General features: G+C 35.8%; 14 protein-coding genes and 1 other annotated feature. Of the genes, 5 read left to right on the top strand and 9 right to left on the bottom strand.

Features of this window, described 5'->3' with window-relative positions; translation table 11 throughout:
• Positions 1-246: 246 nt before the first annotated feature.
• Entirely contained in the window at positions 247-2,115 is a 1,869-nt protein-coding gene (locus tag RDV78_03765) for an LTA synthase family protein (GenBank protein ID MDS1029621.1), read from the top strand.
• 32 nt (positions 2,116-2,147) lie between these two features.
• Here the strand turns inward: RDV78_03765 and RDV78_03760 are convergent, their stop codons facing one another.
• Positions 2,148-2,348, bottom strand: a complete 201-nt coding sequence (locus tag RDV78_03760; GenBank protein ID MDS1029620.1) for a hypothetical protein — start codon at positions 2,346-2,348, stop codon at positions 2,148-2,150.
• 275 nt (positions 2,349-2,623) lie between these two features.
• Here RDV78_03760 and ytaF point away from each other — a divergent pair, with 275 nt between their 5' ends.
• The 3 genes from ytaF to RDV78_03745 all read left to right on the top strand — a co-directional run bounded on the left by ytaF (position 2,624) and on the right by RDV78_03745 (position 5,035).
• On the top strand, positions 2,624-3,271 hold the full coding sequence (gene ytaF / locus RDV78_03755; GenBank protein MDS1029619.1) for a sporulation membrane protein YtaF: 648 nt from the start codon (positions 2,624-2,626) through the stop codon (positions 3,269-3,271).
• A 259-nt stretch (positions 3,272-3,530) separates the two neighbouring features.
• On the top strand, positions 3,531-4,634 hold the full coding sequence (locus tag RDV78_03750; GenBank protein MDS1029618.1) for an AAA family ATPase: 1,104 nt from the start codon (positions 3,531-3,533) through the stop codon (positions 4,632-4,634).
• Positions 4,635-4,675: 41 nt separating this feature from the next.
• Complete coding sequence (locus tag RDV78_03745; GenBank protein MDS1029617.1) at positions 4,676-5,035, top strand: hypothetical protein; 360 nt, start codon at positions 4,676-4,678, stop codon at positions 5,033-5,035.
• On the opposite strand, the gene RDV78_03740 is transcribed toward RDV78_03745, so the two are convergent.
• From RDV78_03740 to RDV78_03720, 5 genes are all read right to left on the bottom strand, one after another.
• Positions 5,032-5,694, bottom strand: coding sequence for a YkgJ family cysteine cluster protein (locus RDV78_03740; GenBank protein MDS1029616.1), 663 nt, complete (start codon positions 5,692-5,694; stop codon positions 5,032-5,034). The genes RDV78_03745 and RDV78_03740 overlap by 4 nt on opposite strands.
• 3 nt (positions 5,695-5,697) lie before the next feature.
• Positions 5,698-6,624 (bottom strand): RluA family pseudouridine synthase, encoded by a 927-nt coding sequence (locus RDV78_03735; protein ID MDS1029615.1) that lies wholly within the window; start codon positions 6,622-6,624, stop codon positions 5,698-5,700.
• Between the two features lie 12 nt (positions 6,625-6,636).
• Positions 6,637-7,086, bottom strand: coding sequence for a signal peptidase II (gene lspA, locus RDV78_03730; GenBank protein ID MDS1029614.1), 450 nt, complete (start codon positions 7,084-7,086; stop codon positions 6,637-6,639).
• Between the two features lie 283 nt (positions 7,087-7,369).
• Positions 7,370-8,050 (bottom strand): TraR/DksA C4-type zinc finger protein, encoded by a 681-nt coding sequence (locus RDV78_03725; GenBank protein MDS1029613.1) that lies wholly within the window; start codon positions 8,048-8,050, stop codon positions 7,370-7,372.
• A gap of 12 nt (positions 8,051-8,062) precedes the next feature.
• Positions 8,063-8,359: a DUF5665 domain-containing protein gene (locus tag RDV78_03720; GenBank protein ID MDS1029612.1), complete on the bottom strand. Its 297-nt coding sequence runs from the start codon at positions 8,357-8,359 to the stop codon at positions 8,063-8,065.
• Between the two features lie 156 nt (positions 8,360-8,515).
• On the opposite strand from RDV78_03720, the gene RDV78_03715 reads away from it, so the two are divergent.
• Entirely contained in the window at positions 8,516-9,037 is a 522-nt protein-coding gene (locus RDV78_03715) for a DUF3793 family protein (GenBank protein ID MDS1029611.1), read from the top strand.
• A gap of 70 nt (positions 9,038-9,107) precedes the next feature.
• Here RDV78_03715 and RDV78_03710 read toward each other — a convergent pair whose 3' ends face one another.
• From RDV78_03710 to ileS, 3 genes are read right to left on the bottom strand one after another with little or no spacing between them, the layout of a single operon-like run.
• Positions 9,108-9,719, bottom strand: a complete 612-nt coding sequence (locus tag RDV78_03710; GenBank protein MDS1029610.1) for a SurA N-terminal domain-containing protein — start codon at positions 9,717-9,719, stop codon at positions 9,108-9,110.
• Positions 9,719-10,069, bottom strand: coding sequence for a glycine cleavage system protein H (locus RDV78_03705; protein MDS1029609.1), 351 nt, complete (start codon positions 10,067-10,069; stop codon positions 9,719-9,721). The genes RDV78_03710 and RDV78_03705 overlap by 1 nt, the downstream gene beginning before the upstream one ends.
• Before the next feature lie 10 nt (positions 10,070-10,079).
• Entirely contained in the window at positions 10,080-12,854 is a 2,775-nt protein-coding gene (ileS, locus tag RDV78_03700) for an isoleucine--tRNA ligase (protein ID MDS1029608.1), read from the bottom strand.
• Between the two features lie 46 nt (positions 12,855-12,900).
• Positions 12,901-13,121: a binding site (T-box leader), on the bottom strand.
• Between the last annotated feature and the right edge of the window lie 47 nt (positions 13,122-13,168).

Genomic DNA, 13,168 nt, shown 5'->3' with positions numbered 1-13,168 from the left:
AGAAGATAAAATTAAAGCCTGCCTAAAACCAGGGCGGGCTAAAATAATTACCATCGTACGGCAATGTATTTCTTCCTTCCTGGTCTCACAGTACCATTTTAAAGGATTTTGCTTATACGTAGTGTAAACTATCCTTTAAAAACTGTCAAGGTTCTTGGCGAAGAGAGTAATTTAATCTATAATGTTACTATCTAGATTAAGGTTCATAAAAGATTACAAATACTTAATACAGAAAGGATCCTTTCAGTGCTTAAGTCAAAAACTTTATCATGTTATTTTTTAGATTTAGTTTTGTTTTTTGCGTTGATTACAGCAAAACTCATTCTTTTTAACGAAAATATTGAGGGAGCTCATTCTTTTAACCTTGTACTCATTTCCTTTGCTACGGTTTTCATTTTAGTTAGTTTAACTATTCTTTTGCCTTTAAAAGTACGCAGCATTGTCTTATTTGTGCTAGATGCCTTAATCACCTTTATTTTAATTTCGGACTTGTTATTTTTTAGGTATTACAATAGTGTTATTTCCATCCCAGTCCTATTCCAAGCAAACCAAGTTGGCACTTTAGAGCAAAGCATTTATTCTTTATTTAAAGTACAAGATCTTTTTTACCTTTTTGATTTGCTTTTTTACTTGCCACTAATCTATTGGATAAAAAAGAAAGCTGCCATAAAGAGTGTATCTTTGAAAAAGAAGCTAGGTTTAGCTGGTATTTTTTTAGTCTTAGGCACCGGCCTAATTTCTTACAATGTGCTTGCTTTGGAAAAAATCATGGGCAAAAACATTTTTGTAAATATTTTAGACCAAACATTTTTAGTCGAAAAATTAAATATCTTAAACTACCATGTTTTTGATGTCTATAAATTTACTAAAAAACAGCTTGTACAACCTGTTTTAGCTGCACAAGATAAGGATAACATTCAAGCCTGGTTTGTACAGCAAGCGCAAAAGAATTTGCAAAACAAGGATAAGGCTCAATATTTTGGTGCTTTTAAAAACAAAAATCTCATTATTGTTCAGGTAGAAGCTCTCCAAAACTTTGTAATTAACAAGAAAGTAAACGGGCAGGAAATTGCTCCAAACTTAAATCAATTAATTAAAAAAGCAGCTTATTTTCCAAATTTTTATTATCAAACTGCCCAGGGCAATACTTCCGATGCTGAATTTTTAACAAACGTTTCCTATTATCCGGCTAAAGAAGGATCAGCATACTTTCAGTTTACAACTAATGAACTAATTACTTTACCTAAGTTGTTAGAAGCACAAAACTATAAAACTTTAGTTATGCATCCTTATAAACCCACTTACTGGAATCGGGCAGCTATGTATCACACTATAGGCTTTGAGAAATTTTATAGTAGAGATAATTTTACCCAAGATGACCTTTTAGGCTGGGGTTTAAGTGATAAATCTTTTTTGAAACAAGCTGTAAATAAACTGGAACAAACAAAGGAACCCTTTTATTCTTTTTTAATTACTTTATCCAGTCATTACCCATATGATGCATTTCAAAAAAGCAATAACCTTAATTTAGGTCAGTTTGAAAACAGTTTTATCGGGAATTATTTAGAAGCAGTTCATTATACTGATTCTGCCTTAGGTGAATTTATCAAGTTACTGCAACAAAAAGGTCTGTGGGATAATTCAATTGTGGTTATTTATGGGGATCATAATGGCATTACAAAAACAGAAAAACAAGAGTTACTAAATTTTTTACAAGTCCCTGATACACCCCTAATGTGGTCTGAGCTCCAAAAAGTTCCTTTGTTTATACATTTACCTGGGGAAAAAGAAACAGGAATTAAAAATATTAATGGAGGTCAAGTAGATATACTGCCTACTGTAGCTAATTTGCTTGGTATCCAATATCCTTATGCTATGGGCGTAGATCTTTTCAATGCCCAAAATAATTTAACTATCTTTCGTTCCGGCTCATTTGTTGACGGTAATATCCGCTACTTACCTGATACCAAAAGCATCTACAATATTACCACAGGACAAGTACTGCCCCTGACACAATATCAGCAGCAAGTTAACTTCGTCAAGGAAAAGTTATTAATTTCAGACCAAGTGCTGGAATACAATCTAATGCCATATTTGACAAGTAATAAATATTAATTAAAGGCAGGAATTTAATTCCTGCCTTTAATTTAATTTTCTTTATTTGGCGGTAAAACTTTATGGCTTCCGGTATATAAACCATGAATAAATTTTTCTCTATCTGCAGATATGCCCTCTGTCCTTTGCCCAACTTCTCGCAAAAACTTTTCTCGCATTTCTTCACGGCTGTCTTCTAGGTTCTCCGCTTCCTTTCTCCAAACTTCAATAGTTTCATGATCCTTTTCGCTCACATACATCAGCTCCTGTCTGCTAAAATAAAAACCCTCCTAAGTATTATGTAACGACGGGAACCAAATAATCCAGGAGGTAAAATTAACCTTCCAAGCTAACTAATTACAATTCCCCTCTGCTTTTACTATTATTACTATGATTTCTATGATTTTTAATCAAATTACTTAGAAAATTAATATCCATAAATTAACGCAATACTTAACAGCAATTCCGTATGTCATCTCCATTTACTCATTCATAGTATGTTATAGAAATTTGCAGCGGGGTGATTAAAATGAATATTTGGAGTGTTGTTTTATTAGCCATAGCAGTAAGCATTGACGGATTTTGGAGCGGCTTTGCCTTTGGCTTAAAAAAAATCAAAATACCTTTTGTTTCATTGTTAGCAATTAACATCTGCCCCATCGTTTGTTCTATGTTAACAATGCTCATTGGCTATACTCTACAAAAGTATATTACTTTTCAATCAGCACAATATTTTGGTGCAGCACTTTTGCTTTTTTTAGGAGTTTTTATTTTAAAGCAAGGCTATAAACAAAAGCAAAATCATAAGCAGCAGCATAAAGAAAAATCTCCACAGCATCATAAAAGAATAACTGAACATTTGGCAGCGGGTAATTTAATTAGTATTCTCAAAAATCCGCTGCTAGCAGATATCGACCATGAAAACGATATTAAGTTCTTTGAAGGACTATTACTAGGTTTCGCAGTAGCTATGGATGCTTCCATAGCAGCTTTCTCATTATCATTAATGGGTTATAATCCTTTTACAACACCTTTTTTATTTGGCCTGACCCATTTTATATTAATCGGCATAGGTAATATAACTGCCCGCCAAAGTAGGATCCAACAAATCGGTGAACAGTTTGCTTTGCTGCCAGGGCTTATTTTAATAGTGCTTTCTATTCTGAGAATTATCTAATCACTATTATGTCAAATTATCCAAGAAAATAGTGTTTAGCTAAAAATCGTTTGATTAAAACAGACAAAAATTGCTCAATTCCCTAATTTAGCTTAGTTTTCGTCGCCTAAATCTTTAACTTTTCCATAAATTAAAATTATTTTACAGAAAACATTGTCAAATAGGCTCATTTTTTAACATTTTAACAATAAAGGAAAAAATAGTATATAGTGGAATATTCTTATTAATTAGTTTTTTAGGTTTTTTAGAAGGTGAAAAAATGGAAAAGTACTTTCAAAAAGGCGAACAAATTTTACTGAAACCTCAGTCAGAATTCTATAATGGAATTTATCCCACAGAAATATTAGCTTTAGAAGGAAACCTTTTAACCATCAGCCAACCCTATGATTCAGGTAAAATCGTTATTATTGGGATTGGAACTAAAGTAACAATTATTATCGCCGATGGCTCCTGCCTTACAGCTGAAGTTATCGAAAGAAAGCATGGTAAAAATGCTCACCTAGTACTCCTTTTGCCACGAGTATTAAATACAAATTCTAGGTTAAAACTAAAAGGACCAAGAGTAATTTCTGTGACCAGCGGCAAAGGGGGAGTAGGTAAAACGAATCTTTGTGTCAATTTAGCAATCAGCTTAGCTCGCAAAGGATTGCGCACTTTTATTATTGATGCGGATTTAGGTACAGCAAATACAAATATTCTGTTTAACATTAAGTCTCGCTATAATCTAGAGCATCTATTAAGCTTAGAAATGGATATTTTTGATATTATAGTTGAAGGCCCAGAAGGAATTTTTTTAGTACCGGGAAACTCGGGATCAAAAACATTAGCTAATTTAAGCAATGCCCAGATTTTAAAACTAATTGCCAAATTTCAAAAAATAGAAAACCTGGCTGATGTTATTATCATAGATACCAGTGCCGGAATAGGTCATAATGTAATTAATTTTGTCCTAGCCTCAGATGAAGTTATTTTAATAACTACTCCTGAACCTACTGCCTTAACAGACGCTTATGCCTTAGTCAAGGTTCTATCCATACATGATCAAAATCTACCTATTAAACTTGTTATTAACCATGCTGACAATCGGAGAGAAGCTAGAAAAGCAGCCCAGCACCTTCTCCATGTTATAGACAAGTTTTTGCCAATTAAAGTCGATAATTTAGGTTACATTTTAGAGGACAAGGCAGTAATTCGTGCCATTAAGCATTATACTTCCCATGTAATCTACAGTCCTAATGCTCCTTCCTCCCAGTGCATTGAGGCCATAGCTCAAAAGCTTGTACCCGTAGCAGAAGGAACATTAAATAAATCATTTTTTGACTATGTTAAAAAGATGTTTATTAGACAAAACTTAGCTCAATAAGTTAAAATGATGTTATGGTTATGGTAGGAAGGAGTCAAAAAATGAGTTTTCGGCAGTTTCTCTTTTATCAAGGTGTGACTTTTATTTTATTTTACTTTGCAGGGACCTTGACCGCAGGAGGTCAAAGTTTTTTATCTAACCAAGCAATGAATTTTCTAACTTTTTTTGGTATTGCCTGGGTAATTGCTTACCAAAAACCCAATTTAAAATATGCTTTACCCAACGTTTTAGCAACTACTTTAGCTTTCAATACAGTCACTTATCTTTTTGCTTACGCATACAGCCAACCTTTTCCAAAATGGAACTATATTGCTTTAGATTACATAATGGTTATAATCTATAGTATTCTAGGAGCAATTCTGGCCTGGCGTATGCGCCAACAACCTACAAAAGAGCGTTAACCCTTTAATGCCTGCCAGAATTTTGGTGGGCATATATTTTTCAAAGGAACTTCAGAGTAATTCTTTTTATCTGCAAAAGGTGTATTTTCCCAATCCTCTATCCTCACCCTTGGTTCCCAGGCTTCATGAAACAATCTGTCTTGGGGAATATTTTCCAGACACCATTTCACCAACTGATCTTCGCCCATATTTACTATTTTTTCCCGAAGCTTTTGAGCTCTCGGACTTGCAGGAGCACAAATATAAGTTTGGCATACTAAAGGCCTATTGCCATAAATGGTGCATCTTTTTTCTTTAGGATCTAAAAACAAACAATTTCCAGCACTGTTTTGTCCCAGTGCAATGTCTACAACCGGCCCCTCGGCTTGGACATAAGTGTATTTACTGATAATCTTATCCATGGGTAATTCCCCTTGGCCAAGCTCTAAAGCTTTTTGTAAATTATACAAATCGATTATAGTCAGCGGAATTCTCTCAGCACAACAACCCTCACAGCCCTCGCACTGTTTTACTTGCTGACGCAACCGTGTAAAATTGCCTTCAAGAATATATTGGTTAATTGCATCTAAATAATCTTGGACAGTGGCATCTTCATTTGCTACTTGTAAGTCATATCCTATTCCTTTGGAAAAATTTTTTGGCAATACTTTAATGCTCATTTTTTAATTCTTCTCCTCACGCAGTCTAGTCAAAATATCAGCAAAATATACAGGTAATGGTGCAGAAAATTCCATGTATTCATTGGTACTAGGATGGATGAAGCCTAGTTTTGCTGCATGTAGCGCTTGGCCCTTTAAACTAACTTTCAGTTTATTCTGCTGTGGTCCATAAAGAGGGTCGCCTAGAACAGGATGTTTTACATAAGACATATGTACCCTAATTTGATGTGTTCTCCCTGTTTTCAGTTTTAATTGCAAAAATGTAAAATCTGCAAACCTTTCTAGAACTTCATAAGTTGTTATAGCGTCCTTGCTGTTTCTAGAAATTACAGTTATTTTCTTCCTGTCTGCAGGATCTCTGCCTATGGGAGCATCAATCATTCCAGTTTGTTCTTTAATTACTCCATGAACAATAGCCAAATAAATCCTCCGGACAGTATGATCTTTAATTTGGACAGCTAAATTTTGATGGGCAGAATCGTTTTTTGCAACTACCAACACACCGGAAGTATCTTTGTCAATGCGATGGACAATACCAGGACGCAGTATTCCATTTATTCCCGATAAATTTTTGCAATGGTAAAGCAAAGCATTAACCAGTGTTCCCGAGTAGTTACCTGGGGCAGGATGAACAACCATTCCCTGAGATTTATTAACTACCACAACATCATCATCTTCGTAGAGAATATCTAGCGGGATATTTTCCGGAACAACTTTTAGAATTTGGGGGTCAGGTATCTTTAAAGTTATATGGTCCCCTACTCTAAGCTTATAATTTGCTTTAACAATCTGCTCATTAACTTTAACTTGTCCTTCTGCAATTAAACTTTGGATTCTAGAGCGGGATAAATCAGCTATGTTTTCAGCTAAATAATGATCTAAGCGTCTTCCCTGTTCTAAGTCTGTCGCCAAAAATTTGACTATTTCCATGTCACTCACCTTTTAAACAGTGTCTTTTTCCTCAGGCCTGCGTAGTAGTTCCCAGCATAAAATAATTACACCTAAAACTATGGCCATGTCAGCTATATTAAATACCGGCCAAATCCGAAAATCAAAAAAATCAGTAACATATCCTGTCCTAACCCGATCTATTAAATTGCCTAGGGCACCTCCAACTTCCAAAGCTAAAGCTGCCTTAAAAAGCTTTTGCTCAGGTTTTAAGCGAAAATAAACAAAAATAATCAGAGCAGTAATAATTGTGCCTAGGACAACAAAAGAAGCAGTTTGATTGGCAAATAAACTAAAAGCTCCACCTGGGTTTTCCACAAAAGTGAGATGAAAAATACCGGGAAATACAGGTATTGACTGTCCAGGCAGCATATTTCTAATAACAATATATTTTGTTATTTGGTCTAGGGCTAAAATTACCCCTGCAATCCAAAACAGCAACAAAAATCTCCCCTCCTGGCTCTCTTAATCTTGTTAATTTTAGCACATTCTATTCTTTGCCTCAACGTGGCAGCGGATAAATAGTTTTTGGATTTTAGGAAAAACTAAATTTGAAGAAGGGGGGCATTATTATGATTAATAATAAAAATATGAAGTGGCTTTTAGTTTTAGCTTATCCTCTCGCTATGCTTGGAAGTAGGCTGGCGAAGAAAGTTCGCAAAATGCGCACTTAATATCCTCCCTTTATTTTATTTAAAACAAGAGGCAGGTTAACCTGCCTCTTGTTTTAATCCTGCCTGCCATAGTCTTCATAAATAACGCCGTCTTTACCTTTTTCATAAGGAATATGATCCACATCTTCTGTAAATCCAATATCTTCATCACTATCGGGATAAATATCTGGATAGTTACTGGTATTAGGATTATCGGAAAGTGTATCGGAAGAACCATAACGAGCTACTTCTTGCCAGGCGTCTTCTCCATCATACGCATTATCATCTTCTGCATCTCCAAGTTCACGTTCTGATTGGTCATGGGTGCGCCCTCCGAAAGGTGGTACAACAACATCCTCCTCAAGAGGCCTAGGATGTCTATCTCCCTCGCCCTCATAATCCTTGCGGCACTTTAGACATAAAGTAGATTCTGGTATAGCTTCTAGCCTGTCTTCAGGTATTTCCTGGCCGCATTGACTGCACCTGCCATAGGTGCCCTCGTTAATTTTTTGCAGCGCATCCTTAATCTTTTGAAGTTGAATTAATGTATTCTCCCGTAAAGCTAAATCCTTACTTTTTTCAAAGACTTCTGAGCCTAAATCAGCAGGATGATTATCATAAGATGATAGTTCGCTGATACTATCCTGCAAAGGCAGATCTAGTCCCCTTTCATCCATATTATTAATTAGTTCCTCATTTTCTTTTTGCATTTTTTCCAATCTCTGCTTGTATATCTCTAATTTATTTTTATCCATAATATCCTCCCATCAACTTTGCTCTTGTACCATCCGAATAATATCTGCTAAAAAATTGCTTATGCCAGGCAAATTTAATAAAACAACACGTTGTAAAAGGTAAATTACTAAAGCACCCAAAAGTGTAAAACCTACTGCCATACCTATTCCCCGAGCAGCTCCCGCCAAAAAATTAGTCCAAAGGAGCCTTTTGGGATCCCTCAGCATTTCAACATATTCGGCTAAATTTAGCTTCTCCATCCGCTTTATAAGTTCATTGGTTTTACTTTGTAAAGCAACTAAGTTAGTCGATTTTTTTTGCTTCAGCATTTTTTCACCTCATATTATTACCTTAATGTACCCAAAAAAGCAGCAGAGTAACAAAAAATAAATAATGCTCATAAATAAACCTTTAAAGGTTATCATAGTTAGTAGAACGAAAGTAATGCACCAAGAAATAATGGTCTAAATTAAAGGAGCCAACTTATGTATAGCCAAAATAATGACTTAACTGAATTTTTAGTTAAAATCGGAGCTACAATAATTGGCGTAAAACCAAGTGAGCTTTTAAATATTGAAATCAATAATTTAGATTTAACTAAAAAAAAAATAACCCAATACCCTTATTTGGAATATAAGGAAATTAGGTTATTAAAAAAGCTGCCAAGGATGCAGATGCTCTTTTATCATCGACAGTCCTTAGAAATGATTTTGAAAAAAAAATATAACCTTCGCTTTTTACAACAGCTAGGCTATCCACAGGTATTTAACCTAGAAAAATATGTAGACATTCTCACCTGGAAGCTGCGCTCTGGTGTATTTCCTCATGAAATCGGAGTTTTCCTTGGTTACCCTCTTAAAGATGTTTATGGCTATATGGGCAAATATCCACTGAAGTTAGTAGGTACTAAAGGTTGGCGTTACTACGGAAACGAAAAACTATCCCAATTACAGTACCAAAAATTTGTGGCAGCCAGAGAGTTGTTTAAAAAAATTTTAAACCCTTAATGTAGATAAAAAATTATTATCATCTCTACTTTAAGGGTTTAATTTTTAGAGCAAATTAGCTTGTATAAAGTTATTTTTTTTCAAGGAAATTCTCAACCTTAGATTCTTGGTATTTTTTTTGCAGCCAAGTATAATATTCCGTTTGTATTTTTTCATTAAACAAAGCCTCTTTAATTTCAGCCTTGCTATCTGCATAATTTGCATTTTTAGGGAAACTGTCTTTGTTTTTGGCAAAATAACTTTTCATTTCTGCTTCAGTTATTTTAATTTGCGGTCCAAGAAGCTTTTGCAACTTTAGACTCATGACTAAGTCTTTTTTTACATCTTCCATGGAGTAACCATTTGAAGCAGCAAATTGTTCAAATGTTGCTTGTCCTCCATAGCTTTTATATATTTTTTGCATTTCCTTTTCTATATCTTGGTCCGTAATCTTAATGTTTTGTTTATTAGCCTCCTGCTCAGTAATTTTTTCGGCTATTAAAGTATTCAATGCATCCTGTCCACTTTCTTTTACAAGATAATTATACAACTCTTCCTTAGTTATATCTTCCCCATTAACTCTGGCAACCACATCTTGCTTGGTATAAAAAGTTACAATGGCCAGCACAACCCCTAATAATACCATGAGCATTACAAGATAAGTTAGAGGGTTAATCTTTTGTTTTTCCCCTTCCCCAGTCATTATTTATCACACTCCTTATCTAGGACGACTTTACCGTCAGATTCTATTCTGACCAGCCAGCCTAGATCATATGGGTCTAGCTTTAACAGTTCAGGGCTGTCAGCTAGCCCTTCATTAACAGCGGTAATCTGCCCTTGCACAGGGCTCTGCACCACAATGTTAGCCAATTCCCCTTCGATCACAACAATATGTTCATTTAATTGAACATATTGGTCTTCCTGAGGATAATCCACATATAAAATTTTTCCGCACTGTTGTAAAGCAGTCCTGGTAACTCCAACTGCAATTTCTTTATCTAAAATTAACAGCCATACTTGTTCTTTCGTGTATAAACGGTCAGTTGGGTCCAAAGCTCTCACCCTAGCTGTTAATCACTTCAGCACAGCGGGTACAAATAGTGGGATGCTGGGCATTTTGACCTACAGTAGTGCTATAGGTCCAGCAGCGTTCACATTTTTCCCCTGGAGCGGTGCTAACTAGTAGCTTTATTCCGTCTAGTTCCATAGCTGCAACAGCTTCTTGAGGAGCTTCTGCGAAAGTTCTTAATTCTACTGCTGAAACAATAAATATTGCAGCTAATTCATTTTCTAAAGGACTTAAGAAATCATACCAATCCTTAGCTAAATAAAGATTAACTTTAGCATTTAAAGAATTTCCTAATACTTTATCCTGTCGTGCTACTTCTAAAACCTTGGCTACTTCTTCACGTAGAGCAATTAATTTGTCCCATTTACTTTCTAACTTTTCATCTAAATAATTTTCATTTACTTCAGGCCAGCCGGCTAGCTGAACACTAATTGGGCTTTCAGCAGACTTAGGAATATAGGTCCAAATTTCTTCGCTAGTGAAAGCTAAAACAGGAGTAATTAATTTAACTAAGGCCATAATAATTTCATACATGACGGTTTGGGCAGCTCTACGCTCTAAGGAATCGGGTTTTGCCGTATAAACTCTATCTTTAATAATATCTAAATAAAAAGCACTCATATCTACTACACAAAAGTTGTGGATACTATGATAGACAACGTGAAACTCATAACTCTGATAAGCTTCAGTAACTTTTTTAATTAATTTATGAAGCTTCAGCAATGCCCACCGGTCAATTTCTAATAATTGATCGTAATTAACCTGGTGCATAGCAGGTTCAAAGTCATACAGGTTACCTAATAAGAAACGGCAAGTATTTCTAATTTTGCGGTAAGCTTCCGTCATTTGCTTCATAATTTTAGGTGAAGCTGAAACATCTCTTTTATAGTCAGCAGATGCTACCCACAAGCGTAAAATATCCGCCCCCATTTGTTTAATTACATCCAAAGGATCAATTCCGTTTCCTAAAGATTTAGATTGCTTCCGTCCTTTTTCATCAACTACATAGCCATGGGTTAATACTCTTTTATAAGGTGCACGCCCCTCTGTAGCAACGGCTGTAGACAAAGAAGAGTTAAACCAGCCCCTGTGTTGGTCGCTGCCTTCCAGGTATAAATCTGCAGGCCAAGCTAAATCTTGTCTATTTTTTAATACGGCAGCATGGCTTGAACCTGAGTCAAACCATACATCCATAATATCTTTTTCCTTACGGAAATGTTCATGACCGCATTTTGGACATTTTAAACCCTGTGGTACTAATTCATCAGCTTCCTTGGCAAACCAAATATTGGAACCATGCTGTTTAAATAGCTCTTGAATATGCTGAATAGTATCTTTATTGACAATCGCCTCATTACATTCTGCGCAGTAGAAAATAGGAATGGGAACTCCCCAAGTCCTTTGGCGGGAAATACACCAGTCACTGCGCTCGGCAATCATGTTATGAATTCTATCTTCACCCCAGGCAGGAATCCATTGTACATCCTTTATAGCCTGCAGTGCTGCCTCTCTAAAGCCATCAATAGAGGCAAACCATTGCTCAGTAGCTCTGAAAATAACAGGGTGCTTACAACGCCAGCAATGTGGATATTGGTGTTGAATAAAACTGAGTTTTAATAACGCTCCCCGCTCTTCTAATTCTTTGGCCACGGCTTTATTTGCTTCTTTGTAGCTTAAACCTTTAAACTGGGCTCCTTCTTCCGTAAAACGTCCTTTATTATCTAAAGGAGAAATAATAGGTAAATTATACTTACGACCAACTTCATAGTCTTCTAAACCATGTCCCGGTGCTGTATGCACACAACCAGTACCCGCATCTAAAGTTACATGATCACCCAAAATAACTAAAGACTCCCGGTCAAAAATGGGGTGACGACAAACTATTCTTTCTAAATCACTGCCCTTAAAGGTTTGAAGAATTTCTCCCTTTGGTAAATCGCAATGTTCCAGCACACCTGCATAAAGTTCCTTGGCCATTAGTAAATTTTCCGCTCCAACTTTAACTAAAACATATTCATATTCGGGGTGCAGTGAAATAGCCACATTGGCAGGAATAGTCCAAGGAGTAGTTGTCCAAATAACAACATAGCTGTTTTCCTCTGGGAACAAACCCTTAGCATCTTTAACTGCAAATTTAACATAAATAGAAGCTGATCTTTTATCTTGGTACTCAACTTCAGCTTCAGCTAAAGCAGTTTCACAGTCAGAACACCAGTAAACAGGTTTTAATCCTTTATAAATGTAGCCTTTAGTTGCCATTTCACCAAAGACACCTATTTGAGCTGCTTCGTACTCTGGTTTTAAAGTTAAGTATGGGTTATCCCATTCTCCCCTAACGCCTAAGCGTTTGAAGGATTCTCTTTGGATATTCACATACTTAAGGGCATATTCCGCACAGCGATTACGAAATTCAACTGGATCAATTTCATGGCGGTTAAGCTTTAAATTTTTAATTGCTTGCTGTTCGATAGGAAGTCCATGGGTATCCCAACCAGGTACATAGGGAGCATCATAGCCAGACATGGAATAAAACTTAACAATAATATCTTTTAAGACTTTATTTAAAGTTGTGCCTAAGTGAATGTCCCCGTTGGCATAGGGAGGTCCATCATGCAAAATAAATTTTGGTTTTCCCTGATTTGCTTCCTGAACCATTTTATAAATGTTCTTTTCTTCCCAAAACTTAAGTACCTCGGGCTCCCGCTGAGGCAAATTACCCCTCATGGGGAAATCCGTTTTAGGTAAATTAAGGGTCTTATCGTATTCCATTTATTTTTCACCTCTTTAAAAAATTGCCAAAATAAAAACCCCCGCCCCAAAGGACGAGAGTACTATTTCCCGTGTTACCACCTTAATTATGCTACGGTTAAATCCGCAGCATCGCTCCAAGTTATAACGGCAACCTACCGGGGTATCCTACTAAATTCAGATCCCAATTCCAGGGTGATCTTCAATTAAACACTGTTACCTGGCTTCCACTTTCCCAGACTCGCTTCAACATGTTGTTTAATTTACTGTCCCGTTCATTATTTTTGTAAATATTTTATGGTTTTGCATATAGAAATAATTATAACATAGGATTT

The sequence above is a fragment of the Bacillota bacterium LX-D genome, assembly GCA_031628995.1.
Classification (GTDB): Bacteria; Bacillota; DUOV01; order DUOV01; family Zhaonellaceae; genus JAVLUO01.
Note: the sequence above shows the minus strand (reverse complement) of the source record. Positions and strands in the feature narration are given on the sequence as shown.